This is a genomic window from Sphingomonas sp., from assembly GCF_036388435.1.
Classification (GTDB): domain Bacteria; phylum Pseudomonadota; class Alphaproteobacteria; order Sphingomonadales; family Sphingomonadaceae; genus Sphingomonas.
Genome location: NZ_DASVRV010000025.1, coordinates 58261 through 74884 on the forward strand (window position 1 = coordinate 58261; position 16624 = coordinate 74884).

Genomic DNA, 16624 nt, shown 5'->3' on the forward strand with positions numbered 1-16624 from the left:
TCAGGAAAAGGATCCGTTCAGCCGCACGATCGTCATGTTGAGATAGCCCGCGAAGGTGACCCACAACAGATAGGGAACCAGCAGCACCGCCCCCGTCATCGACCGGCGCCAGACGAAGACGATCAACAGCACCACCGACAGCCACAGCCCCAGCACCTCGACCAGCGCCCAGTCCGGACGATGCAGCCGGAAGAACAACAGGCTCCACAGGATGTTGAGAAAGCCGTTCAGCGCGAACAGGCCGAGCAGCCACTCGCGCTCGCTCCAGCGCGGCATCGCCAGCCAGCCGGTGACGCCGGCCAATGCCGTCAACGCGTAGATCACCGTCCAGGCGACGCCGTACGTCGCGTCGGGCGGCGCCCAGCGCGGTTGGGCGAGGTTGCGATACCAGGGGCCGATATCGGTGATCGTCGCGCCCATCACCGCGACCATCACGGCGATCAGGCCGGCGATGAGGACCGGAAACAGCGAAGCGCGGGTCACCCGGCGGTCTGCAGCAAGTGGCGCATATCTTTCAGGAAGATACGCAGATATGCAAGCGGCCGCGCATAGACCAGCCGCTTGTTCATATAGGCCGGCCAGATCAGGTTCTGCACGTCGCGGTCCTTGCACATCGTCACGAAGCGCTCGCGGCGCCGATCGTTGCGATACCAGAAATGCTGCATGATCCCAAGAATCCAGAACACCCGACCATGCGCCCGCATGAAGGCGCGGCGGGCTCCGCGGAGCGCCCGGGGATCGCGCGACACCAGAAAGGCGCCGACCGCCGTCGCCACCTCCCGCCCCGCGACCATCGCATAATAGATGCCCTCGCCCGACGCCGGAGCGACCACCCCGGCGGCGTCGCCGGTGACGATCACGTCGCGTCCATTGTCCCATCGGCGCAAGGGCTTGAGCGGGATCGGCGCACCCTCGCGCCGGATCGTCTCGCAGCCGCCCAGCCCCTCGCGCGTGCGCAGGCGGGCGACGGCCTCGCGCAGATTGAAGCCCTTGTTGGCGCTGCCGACCCCGACACTCGCGGTGTCGCCGTGCGGAAAGATCCAGGCGTAGAAATCGGGCGACAGCGTTCCCTGGTAGAAGACGTCGCAGCGCCCGCGATCGAAGCCGCCATGGTCCACGTCATCGCGCGACCCGTCACCGGAGCCGGGCGATCGGATCACCTCGTGATAGGCGAACACGCACGGCATCCCGTCGGCGCCGGCCAGCGTCGCCCGCGCGACGCGCGACCGCGCGCCGTCGGCGCCGATCACGCACCGTGCGCGCACCCGGTGTTCCCGCCCGCCACGCGCGTCGGTGTAGACCACGACCGCACCGCCGTCCCCGTCACGCTCGATCCGGTCGAAAGCGCCGGTGCCGCGCACCGCGCCGCTCGCGGCGGCACGCGCCCGCAGCCATTCGTCGAAGCTCTGGCGATCGACCATGCCGACGAAACCACCCCCGCCCGCCCGATCGACCGGCATGTCGACCGCGGCGTTGGAGGGCCCGATCATCCGCGCCGCGACCGCGCGTCCGACGATCAGGTGATCGGGGATGGCGAAGTCGCGGATCAGCTGGGGCGGGATCGCGCCGCCGCACGGCTTGATCCGTCCCGCCCGGTCGAGCAGCAGGACGCTGTGTCCCGCCGCCGCCAGATCGGTCGCGGCCGTGGCTCCCGACGGTCCGCCACCGACGACGACGCAGTCATAGGCGGTCATGCCGACGCCCGCGCGACGAACCGCTGTCCGGTGGCGCGCACGCCGCCGCACAACGCGACCGACGCGGCGGCGAGGAACAGCAGCGCCTCCGCGCCGAACACGATCGTGAAGGTCTCGGTCGTCGATCCGATCAGCGCGCGGCCGACATCGACCCCGACCGCGCCGATCAGTCCGCCGAGCCCGAACGCGATCGCCTGCGCCGCGCCCCACACCCCCATGCGGATACCCTCGCGCCCCCGATCCTCGCCGGCCAGGCCCATCATCGCGCCGATCGCGGCGACCGCGAAGACGCCGTTGGCGAACCCCAGCAGCACGATGTTGGCAGCCAGCGGCCAGCCCGGCCCGGCGCGCGCGGCGAGGGCGAGGCCGCCGAGCGCCACCGCCGAGCCGAGGCAGCCACCGACGATCCAGCGTCGCAAGCTGCCCGCGCCGCGCGTACCGAACGCACTGCCGCCGATGCCGACGAGGATCATGCCCGCGAGCACACCGGCGTGCTGCAGGCCGGACAGCTGGGTCGATTGGCCGGGCGTGAAGGCGAAGACCAGGCCCGCGAACGGCTCCAGGATCAGGTCCTGCATCGAATAAGCGAGCATCGACAGGAACACGAACGCCGTGAACCGGCGCGCGTCGCCGTCCGCCCACATGTCGCGCAGGGCATCGCGGAACGCGGGAACGGGCGCAGCGTCGCGGACCGGCACGGGCGGCGCGGGCGCGGTGCCCTCGACGCCCCACACCGCGAGGATAGCGACCAGCAACGCCACGCCGGCGACGCCGCCCGCGACGATCGCCAGCCGGGACAGCGAGAAGGGATCGATCAGCGCGCCGGCGATACCCGCGCTCAGGACGATCCCCGCGATCATCATGATCCAGGTGATCGACGCCGCCGCCGCGCGTCGTTCGGGCGCGACGCGGGTCGCGAGCAGCGCCAGCAACGACGTGCCCGCCGCACCGACCCCGCCGCCGATCATCGCGAACGCCAGGACGGCCAGCGCGAACCCCCATGCCGATCGCCCGGCGAGCAGGCTGAGTGCGTCGACCGCCAGCAGGGCGCCGAGCGCCAGAATGCCCATGCCCATGATGATCCACGGCGTCCGCCGCCGTCCACGGTCGGAGCCATGGCCCCAGGCCGGACGCGACAGCTGAACGGCATAATGCCACGCCACCAGTCCGGCCGGCAGCGCGGCGGGCAGCGCATATTCGACCACCATCACCCGGTTCAGCAGCGACGTCGCCAGCATGACGATCGCCCCGATCGCGCTCTGCACCAGCCCCAGGCGGACGATGCCGAACCAGCCGAGCGGTTTCACAGGCCCGCCACCCCGCCGAGCCCGAACGCGGACGCGAGCATGCCGAGGACATAAAGCGTCGTGCCGGTCGCGTTGTACCAGGGGGTATGCGCGAGCGGGTCGCCGAGAAGCCGGCGCATCAGGATGATCTGGCCGACCAGCAACGCGGCGACGACCCCGGCGACGATCGCGTGCCCCCATATCGCCAGCAACACGACCACGACGATCTGCGGCGCGGCCATCACGCCGCACGCCAGTCGGGCGGCCGGGCCGACGCCCAGCACGACGGGCAGCGAGCGCAGCCCGGTGGCGCGATCGCCCTCGACCGCCTTGAAATCGTTCAGCGTCATGATCCCGTGGGCGCCGAAACTGTACAGCGCCAGCACGATCAGCACCGGCGCGGGGGGCAACGCCGCCGCCATCACCGCGGCCCCGGTGAACCAGGTCAGCCCCTCATAGGTCAGCGCGACCACCGCGGGCCCGACGATGCCGCTGGCCTTGAACCGGAACGGCGGCGCGCTGTAGCCCCAGGCGCAGGCCAGGCCCAGACAGGTCGCGGCGAACACCCAGGGCCCGGTGATCCCGGCGACGGCGAGCGACAGCAGCGTGCCGGTGATCGCAATCGCCAGCCCCCAATGACCGGCTATCCGACCCGACGGGATCGGCCGGTTCGGCTCGTTGATGGCATCGACATGCCGGTCGAACCAGTCGTTGACGGCCTGACTCGTCCCGCACACCAGCGGACCGGTCAGCAACACGCCGGCGATCAGGAACGGCCAGCGCTCGGCGATCGGCACGCCCGACGAGACCACGCCGCACCCGAACGCCCAGATCGGCGGAAACCAGGTGATCGGCTTCAAAAGTTCCAGCACATCGCGAGGAGACGGAAATGGCGCGACGCGTCTGGATGCGGTCGATCGGTCCATAGGTGAAAGCTAAGGCTGACACTCGGGGGCGTCAAACCAAATTGACGGTGCGCCGACCTTAATTGTCGCCCGGCATCAGATTGCCCAGACCATGGCGGTGGAGCTTGGAATACAGGCTCTGGCGGCTGACGCCCAGGACCTCGGCCGCCGAGGCGCGATTGTCCGAGGTATAGGCGAGCGCCGCCTCGATACAGAGCCGCTCGATCAGGTCCGTCGATTCGCGGACGATCTCCTTCAGCGACATCCGCCCGACCAGCTCGGTCAGTTGTTCGACCGAACGCGGCACGTCGCGGGTGACCGCCGGCGCGTCGCGCAAGCGGCGGCCGACCGATCGGATGGTGAAGCCGTAACAATCGCTGCCGGCCATCGGCGCGACCACGCCCGACATCTCGACCTCCTCCTCGGCACCGGCAGACCCGCGCAGGATGGTGGCGACGTTGCGAACCGATCCGTGCTCGCGCAACTGCGTCATGATGAGTTCCAGGTCGATGCCGGGACGACCGAGCCAATTCGCCAGCCGCTCACCGTTCACCCGGTCGATCGACGGCATCTCGGCCAGTTCGACAAAGGCGGCGTTGGCGGTCAGGATCTTGAGGTCGCGATCCACCAGCACGAACGCGTCGGGCATCCGCTCGACCACTTCCCCCAGCACCGCGTCATGGCGGTGACGGTCGGAAACCGCGCCCGGCGACGCCGTCACCCGCACCAGCAGCAGCGCGGTACGCGCCTGACGAAACAGACGCGCCGACAACGCCGCTTCGCCGCGTCCGTTGCCCAGTCGCAACGTCACCGCCGGCCGGTCGTCGGCGACCTCCGCGCCGCCCAGATAGGCGATGAAATCGTCGCGATCGCGCCGGTCGACGATCGCGTGGACCGGATCGCCGATCAACGCGCCGTCGGCCGCATCGAGCAGACGATGCGCGGCCGGGTTGGCTTCGCGGATGCGGCGCGTCTCCGCATCGACGATCAGCACCGGTTCGGATGTCATGTCGAACAACAGGCGGTAGCGGCTCTCCGTCTGACGCAGCCGCATATAGTCGCGTTCGAGCGACTGCTGGGTCTGCAACAGCCGCTGCTGCATCGCCGCCGCACCGCGCATATCCCGGCCGATCGCGATCAGCCGATCGCCCTCGCCGAGCGTCATCACCAGGTAGCGCACGGGCACGTCGTCGCCCGCCGCCGGATGGTTGACCTGGCGCCAGCGCGGCGCGGCGCCGGGCCGTGTCGCCTCGGCAAGCATCTCGCCGACCTTCGACCGGCTGTCGGCCGTGACCGTATCCGACCATGCCTGGCCGATCCAGTCGGCGAAACCATGCCCGACAAGGTCGCCGTGCGACACGGCCACGTCCAGGATGGCGCCCTGGGCCGAGAGAATGAACGCGACATCGCCGACCGCCGCCAGCAATGCCGCCGCGACGCCGGCGGACAGCTGCCCCGGCAAGGCGTCGGGCCGCGCGAACGCCGCTTTCCGGGACAGGGTAATGGGCTTGTTCATCGACGAGCGTCGCGCTCCAGCAAAAGCAATGATCGACTACGCGCTAAGGGTTTCCCCTTCGCGAACGCGGACCAGATCGGCGGCTACTTTCAAGGCGCGTCTGGCATCGCACGCGGTGCCATCCGCCCCGACTTTCATCGCCAATTCGGGATCGGCATTGAAAATCCGTCCGCCCACCATGATGCAGACGCGCGGGTTTCTAGACACATTTCGCAACGCCGCAATGACGGAAGTTAAAGTCGCGATATGGCAGTCGCAACTGACCGTCAATCCGACCATGTCGAACCAGTCGTCGCCGACGCGCCGGACCAGATCGGGCGTCCGCGCCCCGCTCATCCGATCGGTCGTCCACCCGTCGCGACGGAACAATTCGTCGACGACCACCGTGCCGAAATTATGCTGATCCCCGGGCATCGACGCGAACAGCGCGCGGTGACCGCCGATCGCCAGCATCCGATCGGCCGGCATTCGCGCGGCGATCTCATGGACCACCTCCTGCAACCGCCAGAGCCCCATCGTCACATCGACGAAGTCGCAGCGATCCCCCTCCCAGAATTCGCCCAGGAGGCGCGCGGTCGGCGCCAGCAGATCGACCATCACGGTGTCGACGGAGACGCCGCGCGCCAGAATGGCCTCGATATGCACAAGCAGCGCATCCGCCTCGACCTCCAGGGCCAGGGGAGCGAGGGCCTCGATATCTTGGGCGTCGATGCCCGCGATCGCCGTGGCGGGTTCGGGCGTATCCGCGGCGTGCGCGATCATCAGCCTGGGGATGATCTCGCTCTCGATCAGGGTCGACAGCGACCGGTCATAATCGACGGTGGCAAGCGTACGAAAGCTCTTCAGTCCATGCGCGTCGGCCCCGAAACGTCGCGCGAGCCCCGCTCCGGCAAGCGGTCTCGTCTTACTCTCGATACGCGCCAATGACGGCATACCGGCTCTCCCACCCTAGTCGAGAAACTCGCAGAACGACGGGCGGGATCCCTTTTTGGAATTTCCCGCAACTCGGAGCCTATGCTCATCGCGACGCGCTGACAATTGCCAAAACATGCCGCGCCGCACCAAGTGTCGATATTATTATACGTCAAATTTAATTGACACTTTGCGTGGGCGCTTTAGTCTCGAACGCATACGGGACAAGGGCAGGGCAAGGACGATGCGGGCGGGCCACGTGGATTTCGTCGATACGACATACGGTGGCCCCGCCCCGCTCTACACGCCTGAACAACGCCGACGTCGCGATCGGACGCACTGGACCTTGGTCCAAGGTATCCTCGCCCCCGTTCAGTTCCTGATCTTCCTCGTCAGCCTGGCGCTGGTGCTCCGCTATCTGACGACGGGCGAAGGCGCGGTCGCCGCGACCGTGTCGGTCGTGGTCAAGACCGGCGCACTCTACCTCATCATGATCACCGGCTCGATCTGGGAGAAGGTCGTGTTCGGCAAGTGGCTGTTCGTGCCCGCCTTCTTCTGGGAGGACATGTTCAGCATGGTCGTGCTGGCGCTGCACACCGCCTATCTGGTGGCGCTGATCGGCGGGCTCGGCACCGAACGCGGTCGGATGCTGCTCGCGCTGGCGGCCTATGCGACCTACGCGATCAACGCGGCGCAATTCCTGTTGAAACTGCGCGCGGCCCGCTTGCAGGGCCAGCCCGCCCGACGAATGGCGGTGGCGGGATGACCCCGGCGTTGCCCATCGCGGTTCCGGGATGCGAGTCCGCACCGGTGCTGCGCGAACGCGGGCAGCGCGAAGTCTTCTGCGGGCTGACGGGGATCATCTGGCTCCACCGCAAGATACAGGACGCCTTCTTCCTCGTCGTGGGATCGCGTACCTGCGCGCATCTGCTGCAATCCGCCGCCGGAGTGATGGTGTTCGCCGAACCGCGTTTCGGCACCGCGATCATCGAGGAACGCGACCTGGCCGGCATGGCCGATTGCAACGACGAGCTCGACCGGGTGGTCGACCGGCTGCTCACGCGGCGCCCCGACATCAGGCTGCTGTTCCTGGTCGGCTCCTGCCCCTCCGAAGTCATCAAGCTCGACCTGTCGCGCGCGGCGGCGCGGCTGTCGGTCAAGCATGCCGGCGCGACCAGGATCCTCAACTATTCCGGGTCGGGCATCGAGACGACCTTCACCGAGGGCGAGGATGCCTGCCTCGCCGCGCTGGTGCCCGATCTGCGCGCCGACTCGTCGGACGCGCCGAGCCTGATGGTCGTCGGCGCGCTGCCCGATGTCGTCGAGGACCAGTTCCTGCGGCTGTTCGCCGAGCTCGGGATCGCGACCGTGCACGCGCTTCCCGCCCGCCGCGCCGATGCGATGCCGCCGATCGGCCCGAACACGCGCTTCCTGCTCGCCCAGCCCTTTCTGGGCGAGACCGCGCGGGCGCTGGAGGATCGCGGCGCGACCCGGCTCGATGCGCTGTTCCCGTTCGGCGCCGAGGGTACGACCAACTGGCTCCATGCCGCCGCGCAGGCGTTCGGCGTCGACGAGATGCATTTCCGCCGCGTCATCGCGCCGGGCCGCGAGCGCGCCAAGCGCGCGATCGAGCACAGCCGCGCGCGGCTGGCGGGCAAGCGCATCACCTTTCTGCCCGATTCGCAGCTCGAAATTCCGCTGGCGCGCTTCCTCGCCACCGAGCTCGGGATGCGGCCGGTCGAGGTCGGCACACCCTATCTCCACCGCCGCCACCTGGCGCAGGAACTCGCGCTGCTGCCCGCCGACACGCTGATCAGCGAAGGCCAGGACGTCGACCGGCAGCTCGACCGCGTCCGCGCCGCCAAGCCCGACCTGACCGTCTGCGGTCTCGGCCTCGCCAACCCGCTCGAGGCGGAGGGGCTGACGACCAAATGGGCGATCGAGCTGGTCTTCTCGCCCATCCACGGCTTCGACCAGGCCGGCGACCTCGCCGAACTCTTCGCGCGCCCGCTGCGTCGGCGCGACGTGCTGAGGGTCTGAGGCGATGCAGCTCACCGTCTGGACCTATGAGGGACCTCCCCATGTCGGCGCGATGCGGATCGCGACCGCGATGGAGGGCGTCCACTACGTCCTCCATGCGCCGCAGGGCGACACCTATGCCGACCTGCTGTTCACGATGATCGAGCGGCGCGGCAAGCGCCCGCCGGTCACCTACACCACCTTCCAGGCGCGCGACCTGGGCAAGGATACCGCCGACCTGTTCCAGACTGCGACGCGCGACGCCTATGCCCGCTTCAAGCCCCAGGCGATGCTGGTCGGCGCGTCGTGCACCGCCGAACTGATCCAGGACGATCCCGCCGGCATGGCGCAGGCGATGGGGCTGCCCTGCCCGGTCGTCGCGCTCGAACTGCCCAGCTACCAGCGCAAGGAGAATTGGGGCGCGGCGGAGACCTTCTACCAGCTGGTGCGCAGGATGTGTTCCGGCGTGGCGCCGAGCCCCCGTCCGGAAGGCGCCAAACCCTCCGCCAACATCCTCGGCCCGACCGCGCTCGGCTTCCGTCACCGCGACGATGTGATCGAGATCACGCGGCTTCTCGCCACCCTTGGCGTGGACGTCAACGTCACCGCCCCGCTGGGCGCGACCCCGGCCGATCTCGCCCGACTGGCGGACGCCGATTTCAACATCTGCCTTTATCCCGAGATCGCCGACACGAGCTGTCGCTGGCTGGAGAAGACCTACGGCCAGAAGACGGTCCGTACCGTGCCCATCGGCCACGCCGCGACGCGCGACTTCATCGCCGAGGTCGCGGCGCTGGCGGGCGTCGATCCCGCCGCCGTCCTCGATACGTCGAACCTTCCCTGGTGGAGCCGGTCGGTCGATTCGACCTATCTGACGGGCAAGCGCGTCTTCATCTTCGGCGACGCGACCCACGCGATCGCCGCCGCCCGCGTGGCGCGCGACGAGCTGGGGTTCGAGGTCGTGGGCCTGGGTTGCTACAACCGCGAATTCGCCCGCGACCTGCGCGACGCCGCCAAGCTCTACGGCGTCGAGCCGCTCATCACCGACGATTATCTGGAGGTCGAGGACGCGATCCAGGCGCTGCAGCCCGAACTGGTGCTCGGCACCCAGATGGAACGCCACATCGCCAAGCGGCTGCGCATCCCCTGCGCGGTGATCTCGGCGCCCGTCCACGTCCAGGATTTTCCCGCGCGCTACAGCCCGCAAATGGGGTTCGAGGGCGCCAACGTGCTGTTCGACACCTGGGTCCACCCGCTGGTGATGGGGTTGGAGGAGCATCTGCTGACGATGTTCCGCGACGATTTCGAATTTTCGGACGCGAGCGGCGCTAGCCATCTGGGGCACGGCCATGCCGCGCCCCTTCCCGCGGGCGCGGCGCCGGTCGCCGCCGACGAGCCTGTTCACCCCGTCGCGGCGGATCGACCTGCCCCCGACCCTGCGCTCGCGGGGACGCGGCGATGGTCGACCGACGCCGAAAAGGAACTGCTCAAGATCCCGTTCTTCGTGCGCGGCAAGGCACGCCGGAACACGGAGAAATTTGCCGCCGAACAAGGCGTAACGGCAATCACGCTCGATACGCTCTACGACGCGAAAGCCCATTATGCCCGGTAGCGCGCCCCTCCGTTCCGCTCCCCTGCGCGTCGTGATCGTCACCCTGGACAATCACCTGTCGGGTGCGGCGGAACGCGCGGCGGCGCGCTTCGCCCGCGACGGCGCGGCGATCACCATCGGTTTCCACGCCGCGTCGGACTGGGACCGCGATCCCGGCGCCCTCGACCGCTGCATCGCCGATATCGGCCGCGGCGACATCGTCATCGCGACGATGCTGTTCCTCGACGATCATATCCGCGCCGTCCTGCCCGCGCTGGAAGCGCGTCGCGAGGAGTGCGCGGCGATGGTGGGCCTGATGTCGGGCAGCGAGGTCGTCAAGCTGACCCGGATGGGCGACTACCGGATGGACAAGCCCGCCAAGGGCCCGCTCGCCTTGCTCAAGCGGCTGCGCGGGTCGTCCAAGGCGGGCGGATCGTCGGGCGCGGGACAGATGAAGATGCTGCGCCGCCTGCCCAAGATGCTGCGCTTCATCCCCGGCACCGCGCAGGACGTCCGCGCCTATTTCCTGACGCTGCAATATTGGCTGGCGGGCAGCGACGACAATGTGGTCGGCATGATCCGCGCGCTCGCGCATCGCTATGCCGGGCACGGCACCCGCGCCGAAGCCCCGCACGATTATCCCGAGGTCGGCGTCTATCACCCCGCGCTCGCCGGCCGCCTGGGCGAGCGGGCCGAGGCGCTGCCGGCGGCCAAGGGCGCGACCGGCACCGTCGGGCTGCTGATGCTGCGTTCCTATCTGCTGGGCCGCGACACCGGCCATTATGACGGCGCGATCGCGGCGATGGAGGCCAAGGGGCTGCGCGTCATCCCCGCCTTCGCCAGCGGGCTCGACTCGCGCCCGGCGATCGAGGCCTTCTTCCTCAAGGACGGCGTGCCGACGGTCGACGCGATCGTGTCGCTGACCGGGTTCAGCCTGGTCGGCGGCCCCGCCTATAACGACGCCGAGGCCGCCGAGGCGATCCTGGCGAGGCTCGACGTGCCGTACATCGCCGCGCACCCGATCGAGTTCCAGTCGCTCCAGCAATGGGGGGCCAGCCGCCAGGGGCTGCTGCCGATCGAGGCGACGATGATGGTCGCGATCCCCGAGCTCGACGGCGCGGTGCTGCCCAGCGTCTTCGGCGGCCGCGCCGACGGATCGGGCGAGGCCTGCACCGGCTGCGGACGGCGCTGCACCTTCCCCGCATCGGGCCTGGCGCGCGAGATGCAGTCCTGCCCCGAGCGCGCCGAGGCGCTCGCCGGCAAGGTCGCCAGGATCATCGCGCTGCGCCGGTCCGAGCGCGCCGCGCGCAAGCTCGCGGTGGTGCTGTTCAACTTCCCGCCCAATGCCGGCGCGACCGGCACCGCGGCGCATCTGGGAGTGTGGGAGTCGCTGCACGCGACGCTGACGAAATTGTCGGCGGAGGGCTATGCGGTCGAGGTTCCGGCCGATGTCGACGCGCTGCGCGACGCGGTGCTGACGGGCAATGCCGCGCGCTACGGCGCCGACGCCAACGTCCATGCGCGCATTCCCGCCGACGACCATGTCCGCCGCGAGCCGCATCTGGCGCAGATCGAGGCGCAATGGGGCCCGGCGCCCGGCAGGCAGCAGAGCGACGGCGGCACCATCCATGTGCTGGGCGCGCGGTTCGGGAGCGTGTTCGTCGGCATCCAGCCCGCCTTCGGCTATGAAGGCGATCCGATGCGGCTGCTGTTCGAGGGCCGGTTCACTCCGACCCATGCGTTCAGCGCCTTTTACCGCTGGCTGCGCGAGGATTTCGCGGCGGACGCGGTGCTCCATTTCGGCACCCACGGCGCGCTCGAATTCATGCCGGGCAAGCAGGCCGGGATGAGCGGCGATTGCTGGCCCGAGCGGCTGATCGGCGACCTGCCCAACATCTATCTCTACGCCGCCAACAACCCCTCCGAGGGGCTGATCGCCAAGCGCCGGTCGGGCGCGACCCTGGTGAGCTATCTGACCCCGCCGCTCGCCCAGGCCGGGCTCTACAAGGGGCTGAACGACCTCAAGGCGCTGCTCGAACGCTGGCGGTCGTCGCCGTCGGCCGACGAGCGCGCGGCGCTGGAACCGATGATCCGCGCCTCGGCGGAGACGCTCGACCTCGCTCCGGTACGTATCCCCGCGCTCGTCGAAGCGCCCGATCGGGGCCCCCGGAGCTGGACCCCGGTCATCGTCGGCGACGATTTGTGGGACATCACCCCCCTTTCCGCCCGCCTCTACGAGCTGGAGCGCGAGCTGATCCCGCACGGCCTGCACGTCCTGGGCGAAGCGATGTCGGACGAGACGCGCGCGCAGATGATCGCGGCCGGCGCGGACGCCGACCTGCCCGCGACGAACCACGAACTCGACGCGCTGATCCACGCGCTCGACGGCGGCTTCGTTCGTCCCGCGCCCGGCGGCGACGTGCTGCGCAACCCCAAGGTGCTGCCGACCGGGCGCAACATCCACGGGTTCGATCCCTTCCGCATCCCCGGCGCCTTCGCGATGGCGGAAGGAACGCGCCAGGCGGACGAGCTGATCGCGCGCCACACCGCCACCGCTCCCTTCCCCGAGACCCTGGCGATGGTGTTGTGGGGCACCGACAATCTGAAGTCCGAAGGAATCCAGATCGCCCAGGCGCTGGCGCTGATCGGCGCGCGGCCGCGGTTCGACGGCTATGGCCGGCTGTCGGGCGCCGAGCTGGTGCCGCTTGCCGAGCTGGGGCGCCCACGGATCGACGTGATCGTCACGCTGTCGGGCATCTTCCGCGACCTGCTGCCGCTCCAGACCCGGATGATCGCCGAGGCCGCCTGGCTCGCCGCGTCGGCCGACGAACCGCTCGACCGCAACTTCGTCCGCAAGCACAGCCTGGCCCATGCCATCAAGCACGACTGCGACATGGAGACGGCGGCGCTGCGCGTCTTCTCCAACGCCGAAGGCTCCTACGGCGCGAACGTCAACATGTTGATCGACGACGGCGCCTGGACCGATCCCGACGAGATCGCCGAAGTCTTCGAGCGGCAGAAGGGCTATGCCTATGGCCGCACCGGCCAGCCCGCGCGACACGCCGAGCTGTTCAAATCGGCGCTCGCCGGGGTCGACCTCGCTTATCAGAATCTCGACTCGGTCGAACTGGGCGTCACCGACATCGACCATTATGTCGACGCGCTGGGCGGCATCGCCCGCTCGATCACCCGCGCCAAGGGCAGCCCCGCGCCGATCTACATCGTGGACGCGACGCAGGGCGCGACGAAGGTCCGCACCCTGTCCGAACAGGTCGACCTCGAGACGCGCACGCGGATGCTCAATCCCGTCTGGTACGAGGGGATGCTGAAGCACGGCTTCGAAGGCGTGCGGAATATCGAGGCGCACGTCACCAATACGATGGGATGGTCGGCGACCACCGGCGAGATCTCCCCCTGGATCTATCAGCGGATCAGCGAGACCTATGTGCTGGACGACGCGATGCGCGAACGGCTCGCCACCCTCAATCCCAAGGCTTCCGCCCGCGTCGCCAACCGCCTGATCGAGGCGAGCGACCGGCGCTTCTGGGCGCCCGACGCGGCGACCCTGGCGGCGCTCCACGCGGCCAGCGACGAACTCGAAGACCGCCTCGAAGGCGTCACCGCGGTGGCGGCATAAGGAATAGATGATGGCCCTGTTCGATCCTCCCGCCCGCATCCGCGACACGATAGGCCCCAATGCCAGACCGGATGGCGAAGGCAGCGTCCAGGTCGGGCTCGACCCCAACGACCGGATCGGCACCGCCAAGGTGTTCGCGGTCTATGGCAAGGGCGGGATCGGCAAGTCCACGACCTCGTCGAACCTGTCCGCGGCCTTCTCGCTGCTGGGCAAGCGGGTGCTCCAGATCGGCTGCGATCCCAAGCATGACTCGACCTTCACGCTCACCAAGAAGCTGATGCCGACCGTCATCGACGTGCTCGAGACCGTCGAGTTCCACAGCGAGGAATTGCGGCCCGAGGATTACATGTTCGAGGGTTTCAACGGCGTGATGTGCGTCGAGGCGGGGGGCCCCCCGGCGGGCACCGGTTGCGGCGGCTATGTCGTCGGGCAGACGGTGAAGCTGCTCAAACAACATCACCTGCTCGAGGATACCGATGTGGTGATCTTCGATGTGCTGGGCGACGTGGTGTGCGGCGGGTTCGCGGCACCCCTGCAACATGCCGAGCGGGCGGTGGTGGTCGCGGCGAACGATTTCGACAGCATCTTCGCGATGAACCGCATCGTCGCCGCGATCAAGGCCAAGGCGAAGAACTACGACGTGCGCATGGCGGGCGTGATCGCCAACCGGTCGGCCGCGACCGACGAGATCGACCGCTACAACGAGGCGACGGGGCTGAAGCGACTCGCCCACTTCCCCGATCTGGACGCGATCCGGCGCTCGCGCCTGAAGAAATGCACCTTGTTCGAGATGGAGTCGACGCCCGAGGTCGATGCCGCCTGCCTGGAGTATAAGCGCCTCGCCGCGCTGATGTGGGCAGGGTGCGAACCGCTCGCCGCCGAGCCGATGAAGGATCGCGAGATCTTCGAATTCCTGGGGTTCGAATGATGGCGAGCGCCCTTCCCTCGGCCACCTATGACGATCGTCGCGGCCGGCTGGAGACCTATTTCGACCGTACCGCGTCGAAGACCTGGGAGCGGCTGACCTCCGACGCCCCGGTCAGCGGCATCCGCGCCACCGTCCGCGCCGGGCGCGACCGGATGCGCGACACCCTGCTCTCATGGCTGCCCGCCGACATGACCGGGCTGCGCCTGCTGGACGCCGGTTGCGGCACCGGGGCGCTGGCGGTCGAGGCGGCGCGGCGCGGTGCGGCGGTGGTCGCCATCGACGTGGCGGGGAGCCTGGTGAACGTCGCGCGCGATCGGATGCCCGCGGGGCTGAACATCGACTGGCGGGTCGGCGACATGCTCGATCCGACCCTGGGGCGTTTCGACCACGTGGTGGCGATGGATTCGCTGATCCACTACCGCGCCTTCGACATCGTCGATGTCGTCCAGGGGCTTGCCGAGCGCACGAACGGCTCGCTGCTGTTCACCTTCGCGCCGTCGACCAGGCCGCTCGTCGTCATGCACGCGGTCGGCAAGCTCTTTCCGCGCGCCGACCGCGCGCCCGCGATCGAGCCGGTGCGCGAGCGGCTGCTGCGCACCCTGATCGGTGGCGCGGTGCCCGGGGCGCGGATCGGCCGCGGCGCGCGCATCGCCAGCGGCTTCTATACCAGCCACGCCCTCGAGGTGCTGCCGGGATGAGCCGCGTCGCCGCCTTGAGGACCGGCATGTTCTGGAGCCGCATGGGGACGCGGTTCCTGCCGTTCGCCGATGCCGCGACGAAGGACCTGCCGCTCGCCAGGCTGCTACGGCTGTCGCTGTTCCAGGTGTCGGTCGGGATGGCGGCGGTGCTGCTGACCGGTACGCTCAACCGCGTGATGATCGTGGAGCTGAAGATGTCGGCGGCGATCGTGGCCGCGATGGTGTCGTTGCCGCTGCTGTTCGCGCCGTTGCGCGCGCTGGTCGGGTTCAAGTCCGACACCCACCGCTCGCTGCTCGGGTGGAAGCGCGTGCCCTATATCTGGTTCGGGACGCTGCTGCAGTTCGGCGGCCTCGCGCTGCTCCCCTTCGCGCTGCTGGTGATGACCGGCGGCGGCGACGGTCCCGCCATCGCCGGCCAGGTCGGCGCGGCGATCGCGTTCCTGCTGGTCGGCGCGGGGATGCACACCACACAGACCGCCGGCCTGGCACTGGCGACGGACCTGGCGACCGACGAGACGCGGCCGCGCGTCGTCGCGCTGCTATATGTGATGCTGTTGCTGGGGATGCTGGTCAGCGCGATCGTGATCGGCCGCGCGCTCGCCGATTTCACGCCCACCAAGCTGGTGCAGATCATCCAGGGCGCCGCCGTGCTGACCATGGTCCTCAACATCGTCGCGCTGTGGAAGCAGGAAGCGCGCGATCGCGCCACCACCGCCACGTCCACCGCCCGTCCCCGTTTCCGCGAGGTCTGGGCGATCTTCATCGCGCGCCCGAAAACGGTCCGGCTGCTGGTCGCGGTCGGCCTGGGCGCCGCGGCGTTCGGGATGCAGGACGTGCTGCTCGAACCCTATGGCGGCGAGATACTGGGCCTGTCGGTCGGGGCGACGACATCGCTGACCGCGCTGTGGGCGGCGGGGATGCTGGCCGGTTTCACCTGGGCCGCGCGCCAGCTCGTCGCGGGCGCCGATCCCCTGCGGCTGGCGGGCTTTGGCGGGGTGGTCGGGATCGGCGCGTTTCTGGCCATCATCTTCGCCGGCCCGCTGGGGGCGCCGCTGCTGCTGTGCGCCGGCGCGAGCGTCATCGGCTGCGGCGCCGGGCTGTTCGCGGTCGGCACGCTGACCGCCGCCATGGCGATCTCCGACGAGGGCCGCACGGGGCTCGCGCTCGGCGCGTGGGGCGCCGTGCAGGCGACGGCGGGCGGACTCGCGGTCGCGATCGGCGGCTTGGGGCGCGACGCGGTGTCGGCCGCCGCGATCGACCAGCGCCTGGGGTCGACCCTGGCCGGGCCGGCGACCGGCTACACCTTCGTCTATTGTCTCGAGATCCTGCTGCTTCTCGGCACCCTCGTCGCGCTCGGACCGCTCGTCCGGCGTCAGGCACCCATCGACCCTGCCCCGTCCGCCCGCTTCGGCCTCAGCGAATTCCCGATCTGAAAGGC

Annotated in this window: 13 protein-coding genes; 7 read left to right on the top strand and 6 right to left on the bottom strand. The window is 69.3% G+C overall.

Going from position 1 to position 16624, the window contains the following annotated elements:
- The 6 genes from VF592_RS05995 to VF592_RS06020 are packed head-to-tail and all read right to left on the bottom strand — an operon-like array spanning position 1 to position 6334.
- A complete protein-coding gene (locus tag VF592_RS05995) occupies positions 1–483 on the bottom strand; it encodes a TspO/MBR family protein (protein WP_414714162.1) in 483 nt (160 codons plus the stop codon).
- Positions 480–1694 (bottom strand): geranylgeranyl diphosphate reductase, encoded by a 1215-nt coding sequence (locus VF592_RS06000; RefSeq protein WP_331004706.1) that lies wholly within the window; start codon positions 1692–1694, stop codon positions 480–482. Before VF592_RS06000 ends, VF592_RS05995 begins: the two co-directional genes overlap by 4 nt.
- Positions 1691–3001 carry a BCD family MFS transporter gene (locus VF592_RS06005; protein WP_331004707.1) on the bottom strand — a complete coding sequence of 437 codons (1311 nt, stop codon included), beginning with the start codon at positions 2999–3001 and terminating at the stop codon, positions 1691–1693. The genes VF592_RS06000 and VF592_RS06005 overlap by 4 nt, the downstream gene beginning before the upstream one ends.
- Complete coding sequence (chlG, locus tag VF592_RS06010) at positions 2998–3906, bottom strand: chlorophyll synthase ChlG (RefSeq protein ID WP_331004708.1); 909 nt, start codon at positions 3904–3906, stop codon at positions 2998–3000. Before chlG ends, VF592_RS06005 begins: the two co-directional genes overlap by 4 nt.
- A 58-nt stretch (positions 3907–3964) precedes the next feature.
- A complete protein-coding gene (gene ppsR, locus VF592_RS06015; RefSeq protein WP_331004709.1) occupies positions 3965–5401 on the bottom strand; it encodes a transcriptional regulator PpsR in 1437 nt (478 codons plus the stop codon).
- Positions 5402–5437: 36 nt separating this feature from the next.
- Positions 5438–6334, bottom strand: a complete 897-nt coding sequence (locus tag VF592_RS06020) for a cobalamin B12-binding domain-containing protein (RefSeq protein WP_331004710.1) — start codon at positions 6332–6334, stop codon at positions 5438–5440.
- A 223-nt stretch (positions 6335–6557) separates the two neighbouring features.
- On the opposite strand from VF592_RS06020, the gene bchF reads away from it, so the two are divergent.
- The 7 genes from bchF to VF592_RS06055 are packed head-to-tail and all read left to right on the top strand — an operon-like array spanning position 6558 to position 16619.
- Positions 6558–7079, top strand: a complete 522-nt coding sequence (gene bchF / locus VF592_RS06025; RefSeq protein WP_331004711.1) for a 2-vinyl bacteriochlorophyllide hydratase — start codon at positions 6558–6560, stop codon at positions 7077–7079.
- A complete protein-coding gene (locus VF592_RS06030) occupies positions 7076–8353 on the top strand; it encodes a ferredoxin:protochlorophyllide reductase (ATP-dependent) subunit N (RefSeq protein ID WP_331004712.1) in 1278 nt (425 codons plus the stop codon). Before bchF ends, VF592_RS06030 begins: the two co-directional genes overlap by 4 nt.
- Positions 8354–8357: 4 nt before the next feature.
- A complete protein-coding gene (bchB, locus tag VF592_RS06035) occupies positions 8358–9944 on the top strand; it encodes a ferredoxin:protochlorophyllide reductase (ATP-dependent) subunit B (protein ID WP_331004713.1) in 1587 nt (528 codons plus the stop codon).
- On the top strand, positions 9934–13560 hold the full coding sequence (locus VF592_RS06040) for a magnesium chelatase subunit H (RefSeq protein WP_331004714.1): 3627 nt from the start codon (positions 9934–9936) through the stop codon (positions 13558–13560). Before bchB ends, VF592_RS06040 begins: the two co-directional genes overlap by 11 nt.
- Positions 13561–13570: 10 nt before the next feature.
- Positions 13571–14488, top strand: a complete 918-nt coding sequence (bchL, locus tag VF592_RS06045; RefSeq protein ID WP_331004809.1) for a ferredoxin:protochlorophyllide reductase (ATP-dependent) iron-sulfur ATP-binding protein — start codon at positions 13571–13573, stop codon at positions 14486–14488.
- Positions 14488–15186: a magnesium protoporphyrin IX methyltransferase gene (gene bchM / locus VF592_RS06050; protein WP_331004810.1), complete on the top strand. Its 699-nt coding sequence runs from the start codon at positions 14488–14490 to the stop codon at positions 15184–15186. The genes bchL and bchM overlap by 1 nt, the downstream gene beginning before the upstream one ends.
- Complete coding sequence (locus VF592_RS06055) at positions 15183–16619, top strand: BCD family MFS transporter (protein ID WP_331004715.1); 1437 nt, start codon at positions 15183–15185, stop codon at positions 16617–16619. The genes bchM and VF592_RS06055 overlap by 4 nt, the downstream gene beginning before the upstream one ends.
- Positions 16620–16624 lie beyond the last annotated feature (5 nt).

Coding starts and splice junctions, on each gene's coding strand:
- VF592_RS06000 (WP_331004706.1), bottom strand. CDS start 1,694: ATGACCGCCTATGACTGCGTCGTCGTCGGTGGCGGACCGTCGGGAGCC.
- chlG (WP_331004708.1), bottom strand. CDS start 3,906: ATGGACCGATCGACCGCATCCAGACGCGTCGCGCCATTTCCGTCTCCT.
- ppsR (WP_331004709.1), bottom strand. CDS start 5,401: ATGAACAAGCCCATTACCCTGTCCCGGAAAGCGGCGTTCGCGCGGCCC.
- VF592_RS06020 (WP_331004710.1), bottom strand. CDS start 6,334: ATGCCGTCATTGGCGCGTATCGAGAGTAAGACGAGACCGCTTGCCGGA.
- bchF (WP_331004711.1), top strand. CDS start 6,558: ATGCGGGCGGGCCACGTGGATTTCGTCGATACGACATACGGTGGCCCC.
- VF592_RS06030 (WP_331004712.1), top strand. CDS start 7,076: ATGACCCCGGCGTTGCCCATCGCGGTTCCGGGATGCGAGTCCGCACCG.
- bchB (WP_331004713.1), top strand. CDS start 8,358: ATGCAGCTCACCGTCTGGACCTATGAGGGACCTCCCCATGTCGGCGCG.
- VF592_RS06040 (WP_331004714.1), top strand. CDS start 9,934: ATGCCCGGTAGCGCGCCCCTCCGTTCCGCTCCCCTGCGCGTCGTGATC.
- bchL (WP_331004809.1), top strand. CDS start 13,571: ATGGCCCTGTTCGATCCTCCCGCCCGCATCCGCGACACGATAGGCCCC.
- bchM (WP_331004810.1), top strand. CDS start 14,488: ATGGCGAGCGCCCTTCCCTCGGCCACCTATGACGATCGTCGCGGCCGG.
- VF592_RS06055 (WP_331004715.1), top strand. CDS start 15,183: ATGAGCCGCGTCGCCGCCTTGAGGACCGGCATGTTCTGGAGCCGCATG.